This is a genomic window from Sphingopyxis sp. GC21, from assembly GCF_025727575.1.
In the GTDB taxonomy this organism is placed as follows: domain Bacteria; phylum Pseudomonadota; class Alphaproteobacteria; order Sphingomonadales; family Sphingomonadaceae; genus Sphingopyxis; species Sphingopyxis terrae_A.
The window spans coordinates 1,865,098-1,886,389 of sequence record NZ_CP095845.1 but is presented as its reverse complement, the minus strand read 5'-3'; the positions used below and the strand labels follow the sequence as shown (position 1 = coordinate 1,886,389).

Sequence of the window (21,292 nt, the reverse complement as noted above, 5' to 3'; positions counted from 1 at the left end):
TTTATAGGAGCTGATACAGCCATGGTTCGTCCGCTCGGATTTCTCGTCGGCCTGGGTTTCATCCTGGCGCTGCTGTGCGCGATCTTCACCACGCCGCTCTCGAACGAGCCCAACGCGGTGCATGAATTCCACAAGCACCCGCGCCACCTCGCGCTCGCCAGCGACGGCATGTTCCCGCATTGGGACAAGGCCCAGCTGCAGCGCGGGATGCAGGTGTACAAGGAAGTATGCTCGGCCTGTCACAGCCTGAATCTCGTCGCGTTCCGCGACATCGCCGAACTCGGCTATACCGAGGGTCAGGTGAAGAGCTTTGCCAAAAGCTATGATAATATCCCGTCGATCAACCCCGACACGGGCGAGCCGGCGACCCGCACCGGCCTGCCGTCGGATCACTTCCCGGCGCCCTATGCGAACGAAACCGCGGCGCGCGCGGCGAACAACAATGCGCTGCCGCCCGATCTTTCGCTGATCACCAAGGCGCGCGAAGACGGCAAGAATTACGTCTATTCGCTGATCACCGGCTTCCAGAACCCGCCGGCGAACCTGCCGAAGGAACTGCAGCCGGCGACCGGCCTGCACTACAACCCCTATTTCGCGAACCTCAACCTCGCGATGGCACCGCCGCTGGCCGATGGTCAGGTGACCTTCGCGGACGGTTCGCCGAACGACCTCAAGAGCATGGCAAAGGACGTGACCGCCTTCCTTGTGTGGACGGCAGAACCCAAGCTGGTGAAGCGCGTGTGGACCGGCTGGGCCGTGTTCCTCTACCTTCTGATCTTCACCATCCTTGCCTATCTGTCGTACCGGAACATCTGGGCCGGCAAGGAACATTGAGGATTGGGGACGCGGGCATAGCGAAGGGCGGTCGAGGATGATCGCCCTTCCGCCGCGTCCCGACCTCGACCTTTCGGGGCTGGTGCGCACGATCCCCGATTTCCCGAAACCCGGGATCCAGTTTCGCGACATCACGACATTGATCGGCGACGCGGCGGGCTTTTCCGAAAGCGTCCGCCGCCTGGCAGACCGCGCGGCTCGCTATCGCCCCGACCTGATCGTGGCGATAGAGGCGCGCGGTTTTCTGTTCGGCGCGGCGATGGCGACCGCGCTCGGTATCGGGCTGGTGCCGGTGCGCAAAGCCGGCAAGCTGCCCGGCGTGACCATCGGCGTCGACTATGAACTGGAATATGGCACCGACCGGCTCGAGCTGCACGAAGGCGCCGTCACCGAGGGCCACCGCGTCGTGCTGGTCGATGATCTGCTCGCCACCGGCGGGACCATTCTCGCGACCGCCGAATTGATGCGCAGCGTTGGCGCCGACGTCGCCGCGGCGCTGTTCGTCATCGACCTTCCCGACCTCGGCGGCTCGCAGCGGCTCGAGGCCGCGGGCCTCGCGTGCGAAACGCTGATCGCCTTCGACGGCGATTGAGGTGCGGCGGATTTGAAATGGTCAGTGGACGGATCATATCTTAGGCTGTTGATGATGCCGATGAATGTGAGACGCTACGGGGAGAGGTCGCGCTACCGGATTGGTTCGGCAGCGCTTGTAGCAATTACTGGCGTTGCTTTAGCGTCGGCAAATATCGGCATTCCCGCGTGGTTTATCTTTCTCGTTGCAGTCGTTGCCGGGATTGCCCTGACGATAATGTCTTATCATCGCCTTCGCGATGCGAAGCTATCCACTGCGTGGTTGCTTTTGATGATCCTCCAGTTTGGCATGGGATCAACATTGCATGTTTCGGATCATGTAGCTTTCAACATCGGCGGATCAATCATCAACTGGGTGCCAGTGATATTCGGATGGATCGTGCCCCGAGAGGCGGATCAAAAGATTGAGCTAGAGTCTGCTTAAGGGCCGATTCCAGTCATATCCCACCGCGCCGCAACGCGGCTTCCCTCCAAAGAAAAAGGCCCGCGTCCGGAGACGCGGGCCCATCGCCCTTTGGGGGTGGCGGGTGCTTCAGAAGGGCACCCAGCTCTGTTTTTTGCGGAATTTCATATAGCCGATATTGGCGCCGAGCCGCGCGCCGACGCCGACGCGGATCGGGATGAGGACTACGTCGCCGCGCCGCAGATAGCTCGCATTGAAGCCGCCAATGAGATAGGCGGCGCCTTCGCCCGCCGGATAACGTTTGTAGAGATCCTCGCTGTCGAACAGATTGTAGACCAGCACGAAGGTGTTGCCGGCATTGGCGCCCGCGTCGAAGCCGATCGAGGGACCGGTCCAGTAGACGGGGCGTTCACCCTCGATCTTGTGGTACAGTGTGCCCGATCCGTAGCGCAGCCCGATACCAAGCGCGCCGCCAGCTTCGCGGCCGACGATATAAGCGTTGGGCTCGCCCTGCTTCTTCAGAATATCTTCGATGAGGCCGGCGAGGCCCTGCGCGCCCTTGCCGAAGACGCCTTCGGCGGCGCCGATCAGATCGTCTTCCTTGTATGTGGTGCCATCGGCGGCCGTCGTTCCGGTTGCAGGCGCAGCGGTGGTCGTGCTCGCGTCGGGGGAGGTGACCGAATATTGTTCGGCACCGGTCGCAAGGTCGCTGTCGAGCGACGGGTCGCTGGTCGTCGTGGCGGGCGGGGGAGGCGGCGGGGGCGCCGGATTGTTGAGGTCAGAATCGATCGCCGTATTGGGATCGACCGATGTCATCTGTGCGTGCGCCGCCGGCCCGGCGAGCATCAGCCCGATCGAGGCGAGAGCCGCAACGGCAAGATTGGTGAGCGCATTCCGCATATAATCCCCCAAAAATCGGCGGCTTCGGGCGCCGCAAGCCGGGTTAACCATGACTCATCCTGTCGGCGCGACAATGAACGGGCGATGACTTGAGTCGATTTTGCGCCGGACCGAATCATTTCCACCGACCAATAGGGGAATAAGTGACAAAAAGGCCAATGTTAGGCGTTGCGGGGCGGGATCGGTCTGGCTATAGCGCCCGCTCAGGCCAACCTGCCGTTCGCGCGGCAGACCATGCGGAGACGTGGGTGAGTGGCTGAAACCAACGCTTTGCTAAAGCGTCGTACGGGGAACCGTACCGAGGGTTCGAATCCCTCCGTCTCCGCCACCTCTTCCTTCCATTTGTCTCGAGCAGCTCGCGGCGGTCGCCCGCGGCTGCGGGCATGCGCGCAAATTTCGCCCGCTTATCTATTGTAAATGCGAATCGTTCGCGATAGTGAGGGCCAAATTTCAAGGGCCTCTCTCCTCCATGCACGCACCGACCCCAACGCGCACGCCGACCAAGAAGAGCCGCCGCGCCTTCTGGCTCAAACAGCTTCACATGTGGCACTGGATGAGCTCGGCTATCAGCCTGATCGGGCTGCTGTTGTTCGCGATCACCGGTTTCACGCTGAACCATGCCGCCGATATAGAGGGGGCACCGCGCGTCGCCGAGCGTAGCGCGCAATTGCCGGCGCCGCTGCTCGAAGCGCTGGCGGCGGCGGACCCGGCGGACGACAAGAGGACGCTCCCCGCGCCGGTTGCGGCGTGGGTCGAGGCGAATTTTCCGGTCCGTGCGGGCGAAGTCGAATGGTCCGCCGACGAGGTCTACATGGCCGCGCCGCGTCCCGGCGGCGATGCCTGGGTCGCGATCGATCGCGCGACGGGCGCCGCCACCGCGGAAATCACCGACCGCGGCTGGATTTCCTATCTCAACGATTTGCACAAAGGGCGCAATTCGGGCGGCGCGTGGAGCCTGTTCATCGACATATTCGCCTTTGCCTGCCTGGTGTTCGCGCTGACCGGGCTTGTGCTGCTTCAGCTTCATTCGGCCAAGCGCAAGAGCACCTGGCCGCTCGTCGGCGCGGGGGTGGCGATCCCCGCCACCATCGCGATCCTCTTCATCCATTAAGGAGATGCCATGCAAACTGAGTTTCGATCCGTCCTGACCAGCGCCTCGCTGGGGCTGGGCGCGGCGCTGTCGGCGCCGGCGCTCGCCGCCGATCCGGGGATGATGGAGGTCAGCGTCACCATCCCTCAGATCAAGGTCGCCGAATATCATCGGCCCTATGTCGCCATCTGGGTAGAGAAGGCCGGCGCGCCCGCGAGGACCGTCGCGATCTGGTACGACCATGACATGAAGAATAACGAGGGCACCAAATGGCTGCGCGACGTGCGGCAGTGGTGGCGCGCCTCGGGCCGTTCGATGCGTTTGCCGGCCAATGGCGTGACGGGTGCGACGCGCGCGCCGGGCGCGCACAGGATCGCCTTCAGCCGCGCGCAGCTCGGGGCGCAGGCGCCCGGCGACTATGTCCTGGTGATCGAGGCTGCGCGCGAAGTCGGCGGGCGCGAGTTGCTGCGCATTCCGTTCCGCTGGCCCGCCAAGGCCGGCGCCGGGGGCCGCGCGGCGGGCAAGACCGAACTTGGCACCGTTTCGATTTCCTTCCGTTGATCAAGAGAGGACCGATCATGAAGACCCGATTGCTGATCGCCGCGAGTGCCGCGCTGGCCCTTTTCGCCGCAGCGCCCGCGCAGGCGCACCGCCAATGGATGCTGCCGTCCTCGACCGTGCTGTCGGGCGACGATGCGTGGGTGACGGTCGATGCCGCCGTTTCGAACGACCTGTTCTATTTCGAGCATCAGCCGCTGCGGCTCGACGCGATGAAGGCATGGGCGCCCGACGGCAGCGAAGCGCCGATCGAGAACAAGGCGACCGGCCGCTATCGCAGCACCTTCGACGTGCATCTGACGCAGAAGGGGACGTGGCGCATCGCCTCGGTCGCCGACATGCTGATGGGCAGCTATGATCTGGACGGCAAGACCGAACGCCTGCCGCGCGGGACGACGGCGGCCAATCTGGCCGAGCGCCTGCCCGCCGGGGCGACCAATGTGCGAACCGCCGAGGCGAACAACCGCAACGAGATTTTCGTGACGGTGGGTGAGCCGACGACGACGCTGTTCGCCCCGACCGGCAAGGGGATCGAGCTGGTACCGGTGACGCACCCCAATGATCTGTTCGCGGGCGAAACCGCGACCTTTCAATTCCTGCTCGACGGCAAGCCCGCGGCGGGCCTGCCCGTCACGGTGATCCCGGGCGGTATCCGCTACCGCGACCAGCTGGGCCAGATGGTCCTCAAGACCGGTGCTGACGGCAAGGTCGCGATCAGCTGGCTCGAACCGGGTATGTACTGGCTCAACGTCACCACGCCGCAGGCGGAGCGCGAAGAGGGCGCGGGCGGCCCGCCGCCGCTTGCCCGCCGCGCAAGCTATGTGACGACGCTCGAGGTCATGGCGCCCTGACCGACCGGATATTGATCCCCCGGGCGCTGACGCCCGCCGCCTTTGCGGCGCGCCGTCCGGGGGTGCCGGTCCGGAGCTTTTCGGGACGGACAATGGGCACGAGCTGGTCGTTGCAGGCGGTCGACGCACCGGCGTCGGCGGGCGAAAGCGTCCGGCGCGCGCTCGATCGCGTCGTGCGGCAGATGAGCCAGTGGGAAGCGGAATCGGACCTGTCGCGCCTGAACCGCGCGCCCGCGGGGGAATGGCACGCGATCCCGCCCGAATTTGCGCGCGTGATGGCTGCGGCGACCGCGATCGCCGAAGCGAGCGGCGGCGCGTTCAATCCGGCGCTGGGGCTGCTGACCGAACGCTGGGGCTTCGGTGCGGCGGGGCCGGTCGCTGCGGTGCCCGAGATCGCACCGCCCGATGCACCACCTGACATTGCCTTCGATGCCGCGGCGGCGCGCGTCCGGCGCGGGACGGGGGCGGCGCTCGACCTGTCGGGGATCGCCAAGGGATTCGGCGCCGATCTTGCTGCCGAGCAGCTGCTCGCGAGCGGGGTGCGCCATTTCCTGATCGAAGTCGGGGGCGAATTGCGCGGCGAGGGGCTGCAGCCCGACGCACAGCCCTGGTGGGTCGATGTCGAGCCGCCGCCCGGCCAGTCGCTCGCGCCCTGGCGGCTCGCGCTGCACGACCTGTCGGTCGCGACCTCGGGCAATTACCGGCGCGGCTTTACCGACGGCTGCCGCCATTATTCGCACAGCTTCGATCCGCGCAGCGGGCGCCCGCTCGTCAACGGCGTGGCATCGGTGACGGTGGTGCATCGCAGCTGCATGATCGCCGACGGCTGGGCGACCGCGCTCACCGTCGTTGGTCCTGAGCAGGGCATGGCGCTTGCCGATGCGCAGGGTCTTGCGATGCAGATGATCGCGGACGGCCGCGAATATGTCTCGCGTGAGTGGCGCGCGATGCTGGATTAGGAACGCCAGGCCTTCAGGCGTCGGCCCATTGGCGCAGCAGATTGTGATAGACGCCGGTCAGACGGACGACGGTCGGATCGCCCTGACCCATTGCCGCGGCGGCGCCCTGAACCCCTAGGTCGAGGTCGAACAGCAGGTTGCGCTGCGCCTGATCGCGGATCATCGACTGAATCCACATGAAACTGGCGACACGGACGCCGCCCGTGACCGGTTCGACGCGGTGAACGGTGCTCGACGGATAGAGGATGAGGTGGCCGGCGGGGAGCTTGACGCCGGGCGCATCGGCCATGCCGTCGATGACCAGGCCTCCGCCTTCATAGCTGTCTGGGTCGGCCAGAAACAGCGTCGCCGACAGGTCGCTGCGAATCCGGAAATCGGTGCCGCGGCGCATCCGCACGGCATTGTCGATATGATCGCCGAACGCCTCGCCGCCCGAATAGCGGTTGAAGAAAGGCGGATAGATTTTGAGCGGCAGCGCCGCCGCCATGAACAGCGGCGAGCGGCCGAGCGCGTCGATCACCATCCGGCCCGCCTCGACCGCCGCGTCGCCGAATTCGGGAAGCTGCTGGTTGCGCTTGGCCAGTGCCGCCTGCGGTCCCGACGTCTCGTTGCCGTTGATCCAGTCGGCGCGGTCGAGGATGGTGCGGAGCGCCTTGACGCCCTCGGCATCGATGAGGTCGGGAATGATGCGGATCATGCGCGTTACTAAGCCGAAAAGCCCGGGCGCGGCAATCGCCGCGCCCGGGGTTGCAATCAGAATTTGTAGAAGAGGCTGAGGACCGCCGAGCGTTCCTCGCCGGGCGTCGCCCAGCCGCCGGTGACGATGCCGGTGGTGCTGTTCACATTGTTGCGCACGCCGGTGTAATAATCCTCGTTGGTCAGGTTCGACACATTGAGCTGCGCCACCAGGCCGTTGCCGAATTCATAGGACACGAACGCGCGGTGGATCAGATAATCGTCGACGAAATATTGCGAGCGCTGCGCCATGTTGCGCTGGCTGGTCGCAAAGCTGCCCTGATAGGTCAGGCCATAGCCAATCTGCAGCCCGAACGGCAGCGTGTAGGTGGTGAACAGGCTGCCCGAATGTTTCGGGGTCTGGATCAGCCGGTCGCCCGCCTGCGGATCGGGCAGCGCGGCGCTGTTGGTGCAGTTGCCGCCGCCGGGGTTGGCGATGCAATAGTCCGACACGCTCTGCCGCACCGTTCCGTCGAGATAGGTGTAATTGGCGAAGATCGACCAGTTGGGCGTGATCGCGCCGGTCAGGCCGAGCGCGAAGCCGTCGACGCGCGACTTGCCGTCGAGCACCTGCAGCGAGCTGGGCAGTGAGGCGTCGTTCGACGGCACGCGGTAATTGCTGCGTTCGTTGCGGAACAGAGCGGCGGTGAGCAGCAGCTTCTTGTCCATGAGCTCGGCCTTCGCCCCGATCTCGTAAGTGCGGCCGCTTTCGGGCGCGACATCGCAATTGGTGCCGCAGCCGAGCCGGACCGTCGCCGACGACGGCGTCTTGCTGTTGCCATAGGCAGCATAGAGGCTGACATTTTCGACCGGGTGGAACACCGCGCCGACGCGATAGGAAAAGAGATTTTCGTCGCTTATCTGGTCGGCGCCGCGGGTGTAGACCGCGCCGGTTGCGGGCGTCGTTATGGTGTCCGCGCGGAATTTGGCGCGCGAATTTTCATAGCGCAGCCCGGCGTTCAGTTCGAACATCGGCGACAGCTCGAGCGTGTCGAAGGCGTAAATCGCCCAGCCGCGCGTATCGCCATAGCTGTTGCCGGTGCGGACATAATTGACCGGGCCCGACCAATAGGTGTCGGGGTTCGACAAGCTGATCGGTCCCTGCACGGGATTGGGCGTGGCGCCGCCCGCGTTGCGCAGCAATTGCGCAACCTCGATCGAATAATCCTCCTGGCTCAGCGAGCCGCCGATGACCAGCGTGTTGTGGATGCCGCCCTTGGTACCGCTGACGATGGTGAGGTCGGTCTGGTTGTAGAGCAGTTCGTTTAGCTGATCGCGGACCAGTCCGCGCGGTCCGGCGGGGTAATAATTGCCCGGCATATCCTGGCCGCTGGGGCAGGGGACGCCGACGGTCGCATCGGGCGCCGCACCGATCGGCTGCAGGCCACTGGCCAGGCAGAAGACACCCTGCGGCGCGCTCGTCTGGCTATCTTGGTGGACGCGCTGCCAACGCGTGAGGTTACGGATCGACACGGCATCGCTGAACGCGTGGCGGAAGGTTGCGGTGAAGCGGTCGACCTTGGTCTTCTGTTCGTCCAGATCGACGATGCCGAAATAGGAGCTGTCATCGACCCCCGGCAGCGGGCCATCGTTCACGCCGCTCAGGAAATAGGGGACGCCATAGATCGGCGTGTTGTCGTCATCCTGGTGAATATAGGCGAGGGTCAGGCTGGTGTCGCTGTCGACGCCGATGGTGATCGATGGCGCCACGCCCCAGCGCTGATAGGATTCGACGTCGCGGCCGGGCACGTCATTTTCATGATACATGGCGTTGAGGCGCACCGCGATCAGCTCGCTGAGCCGCCAGTTGCTGTCGACCGCCGCCCGATAATAATTGTCGGTGCCTACCGCGGCCTGCACCGTCGTCGCATCGCGCGCGAAGGGAATCTTGCTGACGAGATTGATCGTCCCGCCGACGCTGCCCGATCCGTTGAAGACCGAGTTGGCGCCGTTGTAGACTTCGATCTGCTGGAGGTTGAACGGGTCGGTCCGGCTGTATTGTGCGCTGTCGCGCACGCCGTCGACGGTGATGTCGTTGCTCGCCGAATAGCCGCGCAGGTTGATCGAATCGCCATAGCCGCCGCCGCCTTCGCCCGCGCCGAAGGTGATGCCCGGAATCGTCGAAAGCGCGTCGCGCAGCGTGAGCAGATTCTGCTGCCTGATCTGTTCCTCCGACACCACGGTCACCGTCTGCGGCGTGTCGACGATCGGCGCGGTCGATTTGGGCGTTTCCACCGCGACGCCATTGGTGCCGGTGACGATGATATTTTCCCGATAGCCGGGCGCATCCTGCGCATCGTCGGCGGTCGCGGCAAGCGCGGGCGCGCTGACGAGGCTGCCGACGCAGGAGAGAGCGAGGAAAGAAACAGGCTTCACGGTGTTACCCCCTTATGGTTGTTGGGAGTCCGCTATTGAGAGTCGTTCGCAGAGTCAACAATAATGCGAATCGTTCGCGATAATGTCGCGACTTTGTCGCAGGTGGTGGTAGTGATCGGGGTGTGGCTACGCCTGCGGGGCGGTGACTAGCGCCGTGGCTCGAGCCACCAGCTCTGCCGCCAGCCATAGGGGCTGGCGACGAATTCGCCGCGCGCATTGGTCGCGGGCCGGAAGCGAAAGCGCGCCTCGATCAGCCGGCACGTGGTCGAATCGAGCGAGGCATCGCCGCTCGATCGGCTGACCCGGCATCCGCTGACGCGGCCGCTGGCCTCGATGGTGAAGCGTACTTCGACGACCCCGCCGATATGCGCGCGGCGCGCCTCACGGGGATAGTCATTGTCTTCGATCGTTCCGCTGCGCCACACGGCGCGCGTGCCGCCGCCGGTTCCGCTGCCTGCACCGCCGGACCCGGTGCCGTCGCCGCGTCCGCCCGCGCCCGATCCGGGGCCCGGGGTTGGGGTCGCGCCCGCCGATGGATCGCTGCCGCTGCCGGGCTGCGGTGACGCCGCGACCGGAGGCGGCTCGGGCGGGACGATCCGGGGCTTGGGCGCTGCGACCGCCGCGGCCTTGGCAAAGCGGTTCGCCGCCGACGCCTTGCCGCTCGCCGCGTCGCTTTTCGCCGGAGCGGGGCTCGCGGGTGTCGGCGGAGGTTTCGGTGCGGGGAGCGCGATGGCGCTGATCGCCTCGCCGGCCTTGCGGATTACCGCAATGTCGAGGCTGCTGACGAGCGCCGAGCCGACCAGCAGCGCGGCCATTGCCGCGCCGCCGCCTGCCAGGGCGCGCTGCCGCGCCGGAAGCTGTCCGCTATATGCCATCGCCCGATCCCGGCGCGCGCCCATCGCGCGGCTTCGGGGCCAATATTAGAGGAAATCGTCTAGCGTGGACATGAACCGCTCGAACTGGTCGTGGTGCAGCCAGTGGCCGGCGTTCTCGAACTCGATGACCTGCGCGGACTTGAAATGTGCGATCCGACCGTCCTTCGCCGGGTTCGACGCCCAGCTGTTGGCGCCATAGAGCAGTAGCGTCGGGCATGTGATTTCCGCCCACAGCGACGCGATTTCGTCGTGCGACAGATCGAAAACCGACCAGATGTTGAGATAATTGTCGAACTTCCAGCTCCACGTCCCATCCTCGTTGCGGCTGACGCCGTGGATGGTCAGGTGACGCGCCTGTTCGGGGGTCAGATAGGCATTTTCGCCCATCATCCGCGCCAGCGCATCGTCGAGCGTCGGATAACGGCGCGGCGAACGGCCCGCCGCCTGTCGTTTGTCGTCGATCCATTTGCGGAACCGGTCGGCGACCGGGGTTGCGAGGCGTTCGGCGATCAGCTTGGGCGAGGGGCCAAGCCCCTCGATCGCGACGAGCTTGGATACGGTGTCCGGATAGAGCCCGGTGTAGCGCAATGCGACATTGCCGCCCATCGAATGCGACACGATCGTCACCGGCGACAGATCGAGCTGGTGGATGAGCTGCGCCAGGTCATAGACGAAGGCGTCCATGTCGTAATTGCCGTCGGGCGACCAGGCGCTGTCGCCATGGCCGCGCAGGTCGGGCGCGATGACATGATAGCGATCGCGCAGCTTTTCGGCGACCCAGTCCCAGTTGCGGCAATGATCGCGCCCGCCATGCACGAGAAGCAAGGGCGGCGCGTCGGCATTGCCCCAATCGACATAGTGCAGCTTCAACCGCTGCGAGATGTAGGAGTGCGACGTGGGGCCACTTGCCATCTGATCATCCTTGCTGTCTGGTTGCGTTTCAAAAGGCGACCGAATCCGATCCGTCAACCCCGCATGGGGCGGCGGCGCGGGGCGAAGGCGCTGAAACAGCGAAGGGAAGAGTGAGGCCATGACCAGTTTTCGCGACAATCTGCTCGCCGGCAAGACCGCTTTCGTCGCGGGCGGCACGAGCGGCATCAACCTTGGCATTGCCAAGCGTTTTGCCGAATTGGGCGCGCGCGTTGCCGTCGCGGGGCGCGATCCCGACAAGGCGCGCCGCGCCGCCGACGAAATCGGCCATGACGCGATCGGGCTGTCGGGCGATGTGCGCGATTATGGCGCGATTCGCGGGGTGATGGAGACGGTCGCGGACAAGTTCGGCCCGATGGACATCGTCATATCGGGCGCCGCGGGCAATTTCCTCGCGCCGGTGCTCGGCATGTCGGCCAACGCCTTTCGCACCGTGGTCGATATCGATCTCAATGGCACCTTCAACGTGTTTCGGGGCTGCCACGATCTGCTCAACAAGCCGGGTGCCTCGCTGATCGCGATCACCGCAGGGCAGGCGGTCAATGCCTCGGCGCTGCAGGCGCATGCCTGTGCGGCGAAGGCGGGGATCAACCAGCTCGTGCGGGTGCTGGCGCTCGAATGGGGCCCCGATGTGCGCGTCAACGGCATCTCGCCGGGACCGATCGCCGACACCGAGGGCATGAAACGGCTCGCGCCCGACGACGCGACGCGCGAGGCGCATTATGCCCGCATCGCGATGAAGCGCTGGGGCAAGGTTTCGGAGGTCGCCGAATCGGCGGTTTTCCTCTGCTCGCCCGCCGCGAGCTATATCACCGGAACGATCCTCGACTGCGATGGCGGTAGCCAGGTGGGCGACGCATCGCGGCTCGACCTGGCGCGCGGCATGGCCTGAGGCTCGCCGCGAGCGCTGCCGTCAGTCGCGGCTCTCGACCCGGATGACCGCCGTCATCGGCAACGTGCCGTACAGGTGTGGGAAAAGCTGGCCGCCGCGCGACTCTTCCCAGCGCACCGCCTTGCCGAGCTGCGCGAGGTCGACCTCGGCGATCACCAGCCCCTGCTGCCCGGCAAAATGTTTGGCGAGCGTTTCGGCAAGCTGCTCGGCGGTCGACATGTGGATATAGCCGTCGGCATGGTCCACGGGGGCGCCGTGGAACAGGCCTTCGCGCTCGAAATCCATCCACTGGTCGGCGGTCAGCACCTTGAAGGCGGTGCCGGCGGTCATTCGCCGGCGCCGTCCGGTCCCGCGTCGGTGGTCCCGCCGGCGACCGCTTCCGTTGCCTCCGCCGGGGCGTCGGCCGCATCGAGTGCTTCGTCCTCGCTATCCTCGATCAGCGCCGCCGATACGACATGTTCGTCCTTGGCAACGTCGAACAGCCGCACGCCCGCCGATCCGCGGCCGATGACGCGCAGGCTGTCGAGCCCCATGCGAATGAGCTTCGCCTGATCGGTCACGAGCATCAGCTGATGCGCCTGCGTTGCCGGGAAGCTCGCCACGACGGGGCCGTTGCGGCCGATATTGTCGATATTGGTGATCCCCTGGCCGCCGCGACCGGTGCGGCGATATTCATAGGCGGAGGACAGCTTGCCATAGCCGTTGGCGCAGATCGTCAGGATGAACTGTTCGCGTGCGGCGAGCTCGTCCATCCGGTCGGCCGGCAGCGTCGGCGCGTTTTCATTGTCTTTCCACGGGGCGGCGCGCAGATAGGCTTCGCGCTCCTCGCTGCTGGTGCCGACGCGGTGGAGGATCGAGAGCGAGATCACCTCGTCGCCGTCGGCCAGACGCATACCGCGCACGCCGGTCGAATTACGGCTCTGGAATTCGCGCACATCGTCACCGGCGAAGCGGATCGCCTTGCCTTGCCGCGTCGCGAGCAGCACATCGTCGCTTTCGTCCAGCAGCGCGACGCCGATCAAGCGGTCGTCTTCGTCCTCGCCTTCGAACTTCATCGCGATTTTGCCGTTCGACGGAACGTTGGTGAAAGCGTCCATGCTGTTGCGACGCACGCTCCCCTTCGCGGTCGCGAACATGACGTGGAGCTTGCCCCATTCACCCTCGTCCTCGGGCAATGGGAGGACGGTCGAGATCGTCTCGCCCTGCGCCAGCGGGAGCAGGTTGATCATAGGTCGGCCGCGCGTGGCCGGCCCGCCTTCGGGCAGGCGCCATACCTTCATGCGATAGACCTTGCCCGCGGTGGAGAAGAACAGCACCGGCGTGTGCGTCGAGGTGACGAACAATTCGGTGACGACATCCTCGTCCTTCGTCGCCATGCCGGCGCGGCCCTTGCCGCCGCGACGCTGGGCGCGAAAGGTGTCGAGCGGGGTGCGCTTGATATAGCCGTCGAGGGTGACGGTAACGACCATCTCCTCGCGCTCGATCAGATCCTCGTCGTCGATGCCATCGGCGGCGGGGGCGACGAGCGTCTTGCGCGGGGTGGCGAATTCGTCGCGCACCGCGACCAGCTCTTCCCGCATCACGCCATAGAGTTTGACGCGGTCGGCGAGGATCGAAAGCAGTTCCTCAATCTCGCTCGCCAACTCGCCGAGTTCCTTGCCGATTTCGTCACGACCGAGTGCGGTCAGACGATGCAGGCGGAGGTCAAGGATCGCCTTCACCTGTATTTCGGAAAGACGATAGGTCGCGGTGTCCTCCATCTCGCCCTCGATCGCTTCGACGAGGCGGATATAGGGCGCGATTTCGCCGATCGGCCATTCGCGCGCGAGCAGCGCTTCGCGGGCCGCTGCGGGCGAGTTCGAGCCGCGGATGATGCGCACAACCTCGTCGAGATTGCTGACCGCGACGACAAGGCCGAGCAAGATGTGCGCCCGGTCGCGCGCCTTGGCGAGTTCGAATTTGCAGCGGCGGGTGATGACCTCTTCGCGGAAGGCGATGAAGGCCGAAAGAATATCCTTCAGCCCCATCATTTCAGGGCGGCCGCCACGGATCGCGAGCATGTTCGCGGGGAAGCTCGACTGCGCCGGGGTGTGGCGCCAGAGCTGGTTCAGGACGACCTCGGCGGTGGCGTCGCGCTTCAGCTCGATAACGACGCGAACGCCCTCGCGGTTCGATTCGTCGCGGATGTCGGCGACGCCCTCGATGCGCTTGTCGCGCGCCGCCTCGGCGATCTTCTCGACGAGTCCGGACTTGCCGACCTGAAAAGGAATGGACGTCAGAACTATCGATTGGCGGTCGTTCCTGCCTTCCTCGATGATATGCGTCGCACGCATCATGATCGAGCCGCGGCCGGTGGCATAGGCGTTGCGCGCGCCGCCCTGGCCGAGCATCATCGCGCCGGTCGGGAAATCGGGGCCAGGGACGATCGCCATCAGTTCTTCGAGGGTGATGTCCGGACCGCCCTCGAGCTGGCGGTCGATCATCGCGAGCGTCGCATCGACGACTTCGCCAAGATTGTGCGGCGGGATGTTGGTCGCCATGCCGACCGCGATGCCGCCCGCGCCGTTGACGAGAAGGTTCGGGAAACGCGCCGGGAGCACCGTCGGCTCTTCGCGGCTCGCGTCGTAGTTGGGCTGGAAGTCGACGGTATCCTTGTCGAGGTCGTTCAGCAGCACCATCGCGGTCTTGGCAAGGCGCGCTTCGGTATAGCGCATCGACGCCGGCGGATCGGGGTCCATCGAGCCGAAATTGCCCTGGCCGTCGATCAGCGGCACGCGGAGCGACCAGTCCTGCGTCATGCGGGCGAGAGCGTCGTAGATCGCTCTGTCGCCGTGCGGGTGGTAGTTACCCATGACGTCGCCAACGATTTTCGCCGATTTCTTGTAGGGGCGGCCGGGAATGAAGCCGCCTTCCTGCGCCGCGTAGAGGATGCGGCGATGCACCGGCTTCAACCCGTCGCGCACGTCGGGCAGCGCGCGGCTGACGATTACGCTCATCGCGTAATCGAGGTAAGACGTCTTCATTTCGTCGACGATGTTGATCGGCGAAATGCCGTCGTCGGACGGCGGCAAATGCGTATTTTCTTCGGTCAAAGCCCGGCCTTCTGTTGCGCTATCGGGAGATGCTCCGGGCCTAGCCCATGACCGGTGTCTTTGCCAGCGATTCGGTGCCTTTCAGCGTGATTTTTTCGTGGCTCGGCAACGTTTTTGCGCGGGGCGGGAAGGATGACGTCATAGCGGTGCTTGCGCAGATGATCGCTTGCCAATCGATCCTTCGCGCCTAAAGGTCGGCGGCGATGAGCTGTGCTGCAAATGGGGGGCGCCGATGGCCTTGATCGCGCTGGTCGGCGCCAGCGAAATGCTGCCCGACGGCGGCCTGCGCGCGCTCGTCGCGATTGCGGGCGAGACACTGATCGAGCGGCAGGCGGCGCGGCTTGCCGACGTCGGGGTCACGCATATCGCCGTGGCCGTCGCGGCGGTGCCGGCCGACCTGCTGGCAACGTGCGACCGGATCCGCCGCCGCGGGATGAAGGTGACGCCGGTGCGCGAGGCGAGCGACCTGATGGCGCTGGTCGAGGGCGACGATCGCATCATCCTCGTCGCCGACGGTTTGCGCGCGGGCAGCGCCCATTATGCCGCGATCGCCAAGCCCGGTTCGCCGGCGATCCTCGTCACCGCCGATACGCTGCTGACGCAGGGGTTCGAACGCATCGACGCGACCCGGCGCTGGGGCGGGCTTGCCTGTATTTCGGATGCGATGGTGCGCGATCTCGCCGAGATGCCCGGCGAGTGGGACGTAATGCTGACGCTGCTGCGCATGGCGGTGCAGACCGGCGCGCGCCGCCTCTATTGCGAACCCGCGCTGTTCGAACAGGGCGACATCGCGATCGTCACCGACCGGCCGACGGCAGCGCTGATCGAGCAATCGAGCCTGCAACAGGTCGATTATGGCGGCATGGGGCTCGGCCGCTCGGCGGTCATGATGCCGTTGATCCGGCTTGCGGGGCCGCTGCTCGTGCGATCGCCGAAAACTGCGCGCTATCTGCCCTATGTCACCGCGCTGCTCTGGATCGGCGTTGCGCTGCTCGCCGCGAGCGGGCTGGCGGCGGCGGGGGCGCTCGTCGCGGTGTTCGGCGGCCTCTGCCTGGCCGCGATGCGCTTTCTTGCCTCCTTTCGCGCCCAGAGCGCGGCGCACGACCGTGTACGCGCGACCATCCGGAGTTTTGCGTGGCTGTTGCTGGCGGCCTTTCCCTGGCTGCTCTCGCTCGGCGGGGCGGGGCACGCGATGCCGCGCTTTTCGGAAGCGGCGCTTGCACCATGCCTTGCCGCGACGATCCTGCTCGCGCGCCTGCTCTATGAGGATGCGGGTGAAAAGCGGCGCTTTCACTGGCTGCTTCCCGACGCCGATCAGGCATGGATCATGCTCGCCCCCGCGCTGGTTTTCGGCGCGGCGCCGCTGATGTTCGCGATCCTTCCGCTGTTGGCGCTGTTCCAGATTTTGCTCTGGATGCGCCTCGCGCGGCGACCGGAGGCCAAGTAGAACAAAGGCCTTCAAGGTTTAATGCCTATTAACGACATGCTGCTATCCGCGAGCGTGCATGGCTGAATCCTTCCCCTCGACCGGTCTCGATCTGCCGTCGCCGACGCTGTCGGCGCGGCTGCGCGAACTGGCAGCCTATCTGGCGGCGCCGACCGCGGGGCATCTGACCGAGGAACAGCGCGCGCTGTCGCTGGGAATTGCCCGGCGGCTCGTCACGACGCTGGCGGCTGAACTCGATGTCGGGATCGATGGCGCGGCGCTGTGGGACGACTGGCTTGCGGGCGGAATTCCCTCGGCCGAGCGACTGGCCCGGGCCTGTTTCGCGCGCGCCGAAGAACATCGCTGGCGGCAGCAATCGGCGCAGCGCGCGCCGACGGTGTCGCCGGGCGCAGCCGAAACCGCTGAGGCTGGGCCGGCTGCGGACGAAAGCGAGCTCAGCGATACCGATCGGGCCTTTCTTGCGCTGCGGATTGCGGACGGGCGCCGCTTTGACGCGCTCGGAAACCCGGCGATCGCGGTCGCCGATCTCGATCCCGACCTGCTCCGCGCGCTGCTGCTCGATATTGCGGCGTGGTGGCTGGCGCGGGACGAAGGCGACGGCGATCGCGCGGCGGCGCTCGGCGACGCGGTAAGGACGACCGGCGAGGCACAGCAGAGTGCCATAGGAATCGACGCCGAAGCAAAGGCTTATCACGCCCTACTGATCGCGAATGGAGATTTGTCCGCAGTGGCGGCGGGAGCCATCGCGCGAAACGACTGGCCGACGCTTGTTGCGCTGGCCGCGGCGGCGGGCAAACGGCGCTATGCCGACATGGCACTGGCGCTGATCACTGCCGAGGCGGCCGCACTGCCGGTCCTTCTTGCACCGTTGCGGCTCGATTCGGCTGCGCTGGCGCCGCTCGAGGCGTCGCTCGCGATGCTGCCGGCGCGGGCGCTGGCCGGCGATGATGCCGGTTCAGGGACCGCGGTATGAGCGGCGAACGCATCATTCGCGGCCGCGTCGACGCCAGCGGGGCGCTCGTCAGCGCCGATCCGTCGCTGCTCCGCCTGCAACAGCGCGCCGGGGCGGGGCTTGGCCGTCCGCTGGCGCTGCCGCAGCTCGCGCGGCTCGTCGCGCTGGCGCAGCGGCTCCAGCGCGACATCAGCCGGCCGCTCTATGCCGCGGACGATCATAGCGACATTCATGCGCTGGTGCGCATTGCCCCCGATGCCGATGGCGCGGCGATCGAGATCAGCGACTGGCGCACACGCCCGGTCGTGATGCCGCAGACGCCGCCGGTCGCTGACGTGGGAATTGTTCCGCACGGATGGGCGTGGGAATGCGACCAGCATCTGCGCGTCGTGGCGCTGCGCGCCGGGGCGGAGGCTCCGTCGATCCCCGCCGGTTGGGAGGGGCGGTCGCTGTCCGAATTGTTCGAGCTTCAGCCCGATGCCGACGGGCGCTTTGCGGTGCTGCGCGCGCTTGCGCGGCAGGCAAGCTTCGAAGGCCAGCGCGTTCGCGTCGAGATCGGCGGCGCGCCGCTGACGATGACCGTGGCGGGCGAGGCGCTCTTCGACGCGGCGGGGGGCTTTACCGGTTTTCGCGGCATGGCGACACGCGATCCCGAAACGGCGGGCGCTGCGCCGACGTCCGGCACCATCGATCCCGCCTTCGGCTCGCTGCCGCTGTCGGATCCGCAATTCGGGCGGCGGATCGACGGCGCGCTGCGCGGTCCGCTCAGCCGCATCATCGCGACTGCGGAGACGATCCATGGCCAGTTCGACGGCCCGATCCGCGCCGACTATGCCCGTTATGCTGGCGATATCGCGCATGCGGGCCGGCACCTGCTCGGCCTCGTCGACGATCTTGCCGACTTGCAGAATATCGAACGCCCGGGGTTCAAGGCGGCGCGCGATGAAATCGACCTGGGCGATCTGGCGCGCCGCGCAGTCGGCCTGCTCGGCATGAAAGCCGAGGAAAAGGGTATCCGTATCGACGCGCCGCGTACCGACGACCGGATGCCCGCCTATGGCGAGTTCCGCCGCGTGCTTCAGGTGCTGCTCAATCTGCTCGGCAATGCGATCCGCTATTCGCCCGAACAGTCGCAAATCTGGATTCGCGTCGACCGCGAAGGCGACCGCGCCATGGTGACGGTCGCCGATCAGGGGCAGGGGATTGCCACCGACCAGCAGGCGGTGGTGTTCGAAAAATTCGAACGGCTTGGCCGCACCGACAGCGGCGGATCGGGGCTTGGCCTCTATATTGCGCGCCGCCTGGCGCGCGCGATGGGCGGCGACCTCACCGTCGACAGCGCCCCCGGCCAGGGCGCCCGCTTCACCTTGAGCCTGCCCGCGCGCGAAGCTTAGCCGAGCAGCAGCGCCCTCGTCGCCGCTTCGACATCGGCGTGGCGCATCAGGCTTTCCCCGACCAGAAAGGCGCGAACGCCGCTCTGCGCAAGCCGTGCGCAATCGGCGTGGCTCGCGATGCCGCTTTCGCCGACGAGCAGGGTTCCGGCGGGAACAAGTTTCGCCAGCCGTTCGGTGACGCCAAGATCGGTTTCGAAGCTGCGCAAGTCGCGATTGTTGACGCCGATGAGCCGCGACCTGAGCTGCGTCAACGCGCGGTCGAGTTCGGCCTCGTCATGCACTTCAACGAGCACGTCCATGCCGCGTTCGACCGCCGCCGCCTCGATCTCGCGCATCGCGCCGTCATCGAGCGCCGCGACGATGATCAGGATTGCATCGGCGCCGATCGCGCGCGCTTCGGCGACCTGCCACGGATCGATCATGAAATCCTTGCGCAGCACGGGTAGCGGGCAGGCCGCGCGCGCGGCGATCAGATAATCCTCATGCCCCTGAAAATAGGGGGCGTCGGTCAGCACCGACAGGCAGCCCGCGCCGCCGGCGGCATAGGCGCGGGCATGGTCGGCGGGAGAAAAATCTTCGCGGATCAGCCCTTTGGACGGCGATGCTTTCTTGACTTCGGCAATCAGGCCGTAGCCGCCCGCGTCGATCTTGCGGCGCAGCGCGGCGGCAAAGCCGCGCACAGGCCCGGCATCGACGGCATCGAGATCGGCGAGCGTGCGCTGCGCACGGCGCGCGGCGACTTCGCCGGCCTTGGTTTCGAGGATCTGGGTGAGCTTGTTCATTTATACGCGATCCAGCAGTTGAGCAGCGCGTTGGCGAGCCCCTTTTCGATGGCTTCGGCGGCCTCCTCGACCCCGTCCGCCAGCGTGTTGACCGCGCCCGCGACCATGAGCGCTTCGGCGGCATTGTAGAGAACGGCATCGCGATAGGCGCCGGGTTCTCCCTGGAGCAGCGCGCGCAGCGCCTTGGCATTATAGCTTGCGTCACCGCCACGGATCGCCGCAATCGGATGCGTCGGCAGTCCGGCGTCGGCGGCGCTGCTGCGCTGCATCTGCACCCCGGCGCGTGTGACCACCGCCACCTCGTTGCCGCCCGCGAGCGACAGTTCGTCGAGCCCCTCGTCGCCCGAGACGACCCGCGAATGATCGGTGCCAAGCTGGTGCAGCGCGCCGGCATAGACAGGGACATAGGCGGGACGCGCGATGCCGACGAGCTGGCGCGTGACGCGCGCCGGATTGGCGAGCGGCCCCATCAGGTTGAAGATGGTGCGGCGGCCGATCGCTTTGCGGATCGGCTGGATGCGCGCCATCGCGGGATGGTGGTTCGCCGCGAACAGAAAGCAGATGCCAAGGTCGGCGAGCTGGGCCTCGGCCATCCGGCCCGCGCGCGCCATGTCGAGGCCGAGCGCCTCGAGCGTGTCGGCGGCACCTGCCTTTGACGAAGCCGCGCGATTTCCGTGCTTTGCAACGGGTACTTCGCATGCTGCAACGACCAGCGATACGGCGGTGGAGACGTTGAGCGTGTGGTGGCCGTCGCCGCCGGTGCCGCAGACGTCGATGGCGCCCTCGGGCGCGGCGATCGGGATCAGCCGGTCGCGCATCGCCTGCGCGGCGGCCACGATTTCGACCGTCGTCTCGCCGCGCTCGGACAGCGCAACCAGAAAGGCCGCGACCTCCTCGTCGCTGCCGCCGCCATCGAGCATCGTCGCAAACGCGCGCGCCGCCTCATCGGGCGCGAGCTGTCCCGTCGGGTCGGGAAAGGGACCGAAGCGGCTCATGCCGCCTGGCGGGCGCGAACCGGCAGCCCGGCGATCGTGAGAAAGTTGGCGAGCATCGCATGACCATGCTCGGTCGCGATGCTTTCGGGGTGGAATTGCACGCTGTGGATCGGCAGGTCGACGTGCCGGAACCCCATCACCGCCCCATCGTCGCTCGTCGCATTGATCGCGAGGCAGTCGGGAATGTCGACGACCTCGAGGCTGTGATAACGGGTCGCGGTGAAGGGCGAGGGCAGGCCGGCGAACAGTCCCGTGCCATCGTGGCAGACCGGCGAGGTCTTGCCGTGCATCAGATGCCCGCGCTGGACGGTCGCGCCGAAATGCTGGCCGATCGCCTGATGCCCCAGGCAGACGCCGAGCAGCGGTCGCCGCGCGGCGGCGCAGGCGGCAACGAGGTCGAGACTGATCCCGGCTTCGTTCGGCGTGCACGGCCCCGGCGAGATCAGCATCGCTTCGGCCCCGGTCGCCAGCGCCTCGGCGGCGGTCAGATCGTCGTTGCGCACCACGCGCACCTCGGCGCCGAGCTCGATCAGATAATGAACGAGGTTGAAGGTGAAGCTGTCGTAATTGTCGATGACCAGGATCATGGCGCGGCCCTAATGCTTTTGCGTAGCGGGGGGAAGGGATAGAAGCTTC

The 21,292-nt window shown here is 66.3% G+C and carries 21 protein-coding genes and 1 tRNA gene; 12 read left to right on the top strand and 10 right to left on the bottom strand.

What is annotated here, in order from left to right; genetic code table 11:
* The first annotated feature begins 21 nt into the window (after positions 1-21).
* From MU856_RS08965 to MU856_RS08955, 3 genes are read left to right on the top strand one after another with little or no spacing between them, the layout of a single operon-like run.
* Positions 22-834: a cytochrome c1 gene (locus MU856_RS08965; RefSeq protein ID WP_003050484.1), complete on the top strand. Its 813-nt coding sequence runs from the start codon at positions 22-24 to the stop codon at positions 832-834.
* Positions 835-871: 37 nt separating this feature from the next.
* Positions 872-1,426: an adenine phosphoribosyltransferase gene (locus MU856_RS08960; protein WP_186402228.1), complete on the top strand. Its 555-nt coding sequence runs from the start codon at positions 872-874 to the stop codon at positions 1,424-1,426.
* A gap of 48 nt (positions 1,427-1,474) precedes the next feature.
* A complete protein-coding gene (locus MU856_RS08955; RefSeq protein WP_263588925.1) occupies positions 1,475-1,849 on the top strand; it encodes a hypothetical protein in 375 nt (124 codons plus the stop codon).
* 108 nt (positions 1,850-1,957) lie between these two features.
* Here MU856_RS08955 and MU856_RS08950 read toward each other — a convergent pair whose 3' ends face one another.
* Positions 1,958-2,728 (bottom strand): DUF1134 domain-containing protein, encoded by a 771-nt coding sequence (locus tag MU856_RS08950; protein WP_062902656.1) that lies wholly within the window; start codon positions 2,726-2,728, stop codon positions 1,958-1,960.
* Between the two features lie 238 nt (positions 2,729-2,966).
* Between MU856_RS08950 and MU856_RS08945 the strand changes: the two genes are divergently transcribed.
* The 5 genes from MU856_RS08945 to MU856_RS08925 all read left to right on the top strand — a co-directional run bounded on the left by MU856_RS08945 (position 2,967) and on the right by MU856_RS08925 (position 6,186).
* A tRNA-Ser gene (locus MU856_RS08945) sits at positions 2,967-3,056 on the top strand.
* Positions 3,057-3,197: 141 nt separating this feature from the next.
* On the top strand, positions 3,198-3,839 hold the full coding sequence (locus MU856_RS08940; RefSeq protein ID WP_263588924.1) for a PepSY-associated TM helix domain-containing protein: 642 nt from the start codon (positions 3,198-3,200) through the stop codon (positions 3,837-3,839).
* Between the two features lie 9 nt (positions 3,840-3,848).
* Positions 3,849-4,379, top strand: coding sequence for a DUF2271 domain-containing protein (locus MU856_RS08935; RefSeq protein WP_263588923.1), 531 nt, complete (start codon positions 3,849-3,851; stop codon positions 4,377-4,379).
* A 17-nt stretch (positions 4,380-4,396) separates the two neighbouring features.
* Positions 4,397-5,227, top strand: a complete 831-nt coding sequence (locus MU856_RS08930) for a DUF4198 domain-containing protein (protein ID WP_217372347.1) — start codon at positions 4,397-4,399, stop codon at positions 5,225-5,227.
* An 11-nt stretch (positions 5,228-5,238) separates the two neighbouring features.
* Positions 5,239-6,186, top strand: a complete 948-nt coding sequence (locus tag MU856_RS08925; RefSeq protein WP_186402223.1) for an FAD:protein FMN transferase — start codon at positions 5,239-5,241, stop codon at positions 6,184-6,186.
* A gap of 13 nt (positions 6,187-6,199) precedes the next feature.
* Here the strand turns inward: MU856_RS08925 and MU856_RS08920 are convergent, their stop codons facing one another.
* The 4 genes from MU856_RS08920 to MU856_RS08905 all read right to left on the bottom strand — a co-directional run bounded on the left by MU856_RS08920 (position 6,200) and on the right by MU856_RS08905 (position 11,084).
* Positions 6,200-6,883, bottom strand: a complete 684-nt coding sequence (locus tag MU856_RS08920; protein WP_217372346.1) for a Fe2+-dependent dioxygenase — start codon at positions 6,881-6,883, stop codon at positions 6,200-6,202.
* 56 nt (positions 6,884-6,939) lie between these two features.
* Entirely contained in the window at positions 6,940-9,297 is a 2,358-nt protein-coding gene (locus MU856_RS08915; RefSeq protein WP_263588922.1) for a TonB-dependent receptor, read from the bottom strand.
* Between the two features lie 146 nt (positions 9,298-9,443).
* The gene (locus tag MU856_RS08910) at positions 9,444-10,172 is read right to left on the bottom strand and encodes an energy transducer TonB (RefSeq protein ID WP_263588921.1); all 729 of its coding nucleotides are present in this window, start codon (positions 10,170-10,172) and stop codon (positions 9,444-9,446) included.
* A 45-nt stretch (positions 10,173-10,217) separates the two neighbouring features.
* Positions 10,218-11,084: an alpha/beta fold hydrolase gene (locus MU856_RS08905; protein ID WP_186402220.1), complete on the bottom strand. Its 867-nt coding sequence runs from the start codon at positions 11,082-11,084 to the stop codon at positions 10,218-10,220.
* A 118-nt stretch (positions 11,085-11,202) separates the two neighbouring features.
* Between MU856_RS08905 and MU856_RS08900 the strand changes: the two genes are divergently transcribed.
* Positions 11,203-11,994 carry an SDR family oxidoreductase gene (locus MU856_RS08900; protein ID WP_062902648.1) on the top strand — a complete coding sequence of 264 codons (792 nt, stop codon included), beginning with the start codon at positions 11,203-11,205 and terminating at the stop codon, positions 11,992-11,994.
* A 21-nt stretch (positions 11,995-12,015) separates the two neighbouring features.
* Here MU856_RS08900 and MU856_RS08895 read toward each other — a convergent pair whose 3' ends face one another.
* Together MU856_RS08895 and gyrA are read right to left on the bottom strand one after the other, a co-directional pair.
* Entirely contained in the window at positions 12,016-12,324 is a 309-nt protein-coding gene (locus MU856_RS08895; RefSeq protein WP_058811416.1) for a DUF952 domain-containing protein, read from the bottom strand.
* The gene (gyrA, locus tag MU856_RS08890; protein WP_263588920.1) at positions 12,321-15,086 is read right to left on the bottom strand and encodes a DNA gyrase subunit A; all 2,766 of its coding nucleotides are present in this window, start codon (positions 15,084-15,086) and stop codon (positions 12,321-12,323) included. Before gyrA ends, MU856_RS08895 begins: the two co-directional genes overlap by 4 nt.
* Before the next feature lie 232 nt (positions 15,087-15,318).
* On the opposite strand from gyrA, the gene MU856_RS08885 reads away from it, so the two are divergent.
* The 3 genes from MU856_RS08885 to MU856_RS08875 are packed head-to-tail and all read left to right on the top strand — an operon-like array spanning position 15,319 to position 18,879.
* On the top strand, positions 15,319-16,533 hold the full coding sequence (locus tag MU856_RS08885; protein WP_186402219.1) for a hypothetical protein: 1,215 nt from the start codon (positions 15,319-15,321) through the stop codon (positions 16,531-16,533).
* A 58-nt stretch (positions 16,534-16,591) separates the two neighbouring features.
* Positions 16,592-17,506, top strand: coding sequence for a hypothetical protein (locus MU856_RS08880; protein ID WP_263588919.1), 915 nt, complete (start codon positions 16,592-16,594; stop codon positions 17,504-17,506).
* Entirely contained in the window at positions 17,503-18,879 is a 1,377-nt protein-coding gene (locus MU856_RS08875; protein ID WP_217372340.1) for a sensor histidine kinase, read from the top strand. Before MU856_RS08880 ends, MU856_RS08875 begins: the two co-directional genes overlap by 4 nt.
* Here the strand turns inward: MU856_RS08875 and trpC are convergent.
* From trpC to MU856_RS08860, 3 genes are read right to left on the bottom strand one after another with little or no spacing between them, the layout of a single operon-like run.
* The gene (gene trpC, locus MU856_RS08870) at positions 18,876-19,661 is read right to left on the bottom strand and encodes an indole-3-glycerol phosphate synthase TrpC (protein ID WP_263588918.1); all 786 of its coding nucleotides are present in this window, start codon (positions 19,659-19,661) and stop codon (positions 18,876-18,878) included. The genes MU856_RS08875 and trpC overlap by 4 nt on opposite strands.
* Complete coding sequence (trpD, locus tag MU856_RS08865) at positions 19,658-20,656, bottom strand: anthranilate phosphoribosyltransferase (RefSeq protein WP_062902642.1); 999 nt, start codon at positions 20,654-20,656, stop codon at positions 19,658-19,660. The genes trpC and trpD overlap by 4 nt, the downstream gene beginning before the upstream one ends.
* Positions 20,653-21,243: an anthranilate synthase component II gene (locus MU856_RS08860; RefSeq protein WP_003043867.1), complete on the bottom strand. Its 591-nt coding sequence runs from the start codon at positions 21,241-21,243 to the stop codon at positions 20,653-20,655. The genes trpD and MU856_RS08860 overlap by 4 nt, the downstream gene beginning before the upstream one ends.
* Between the last annotated feature and the right edge of the window lie 49 nt (positions 21,244-21,292).

What these genes read in the sequence shown, in the direction of transcription:
- MU856_RS08965 (WP_003050484.1), top strand. Translation starts at nt 22, where the DNA reads ATGGTTCGTCCGCTCGGATTTCTCGTCGGCCTGGGTTTCATCCTGGCG.
- MU856_RS08960 (WP_186402228.1), top strand. Translation starts at nt 872, where the DNA reads ATGATCGCCCTTCCGCCGCGTCCCGACCTCGACCTTTCGGGGCTGGTG.
- MU856_RS08950 (WP_062902656.1), bottom strand. Translation starts at nt 2,728, where the DNA reads ATGCGGAATGCGCTCACCAATCTTGCCGTTGCGGCTCTCGCCTCGATC.
- MU856_RS08940 (WP_263588924.1), top strand. Translation starts at nt 3,198, where the DNA reads ATGCACGCACCGACCCCAACGCGCACGCCGACCAAGAAGAGCCGCCGC.
- MU856_RS08935 (WP_263588923.1), top strand. Translation starts at nt 3,849, where the DNA reads ATGCAAACTGAGTTTCGATCCGTCCTGACCAGCGCCTCGCTGGGGCTG.
- MU856_RS08930 (WP_217372347.1), top strand. Translation starts at nt 4,397, where the DNA reads ATGAAGACCCGATTGCTGATCGCCGCGAGTGCCGCGCTGGCCCTTTTC.
- MU856_RS08920 (WP_217372346.1), bottom strand. Translation starts at nt 6,883, where the DNA reads ATGATCCGCATCATTCCCGACCTCATCGATGCCGAGGGCGTCAAGGCG.
- MU856_RS08910 (WP_263588921.1), bottom strand. Translation starts at nt 10,172, where the DNA reads ATGGCATATAGCGGACAGCTTCCGGCGCGGCAGCGCGCCCTGGCAGGC.
- MU856_RS08905 (WP_186402220.1), bottom strand. Translation starts at nt 11,084, where the DNA reads ATGGCAAGTGGCCCCACGTCGCACTCCTACATCTCGCAGCGGTTGAAG.
- MU856_RS08900 (WP_062902648.1), top strand. Translation starts at nt 11,203, where the DNA reads ATGACCAGTTTTCGCGACAATCTGCTCGCCGGCAAGACCGCTTTCGTC.
- MU856_RS08895 (WP_058811416.1), bottom strand. Translation starts at nt 12,324, where the DNA reads ATGACCGCCGGCACCGCCTTCAAGGTGCTGACCGCCGACCAGTGGATG.
- MU856_RS08885 (WP_186402219.1), top strand. Translation starts at nt 15,319, where the DNA reads ATGGCCTTGATCGCGCTGGTCGGCGCCAGCGAAATGCTGCCCGACGGC.
- MU856_RS08880 (WP_263588919.1), top strand. Translation starts at nt 16,592, where the DNA reads ATGGCTGAATCCTTCCCCTCGACCGGTCTCGATCTGCCGTCGCCGACG.
- MU856_RS08875 (WP_217372340.1), top strand. Translation starts at nt 17,503, where the DNA reads ATGAGCGGCGAACGCATCATTCGCGGCCGCGTCGACGCCAGCGGGGCG.
- trpC (WP_263588918.1), bottom strand. Translation starts at nt 19,661, where the DNA reads ATGAACAAGCTCACCCAGATCCTCGAAACCAAGGCCGGCGAAGTCGCC.
- trpD (WP_062902642.1), bottom strand. Translation starts at nt 20,656, where the DNA reads ATGAGCCGCTTCGGTCCCTTTCCCGACCCGACGGGACAGCTCGCGCCC.
- MU856_RS08860 (WP_003043867.1), bottom strand. Translation starts at nt 21,243, where the DNA reads ATGATCCTGGTCATCGACAATTACGACAGCTTCACCTTCAACCTCGTT.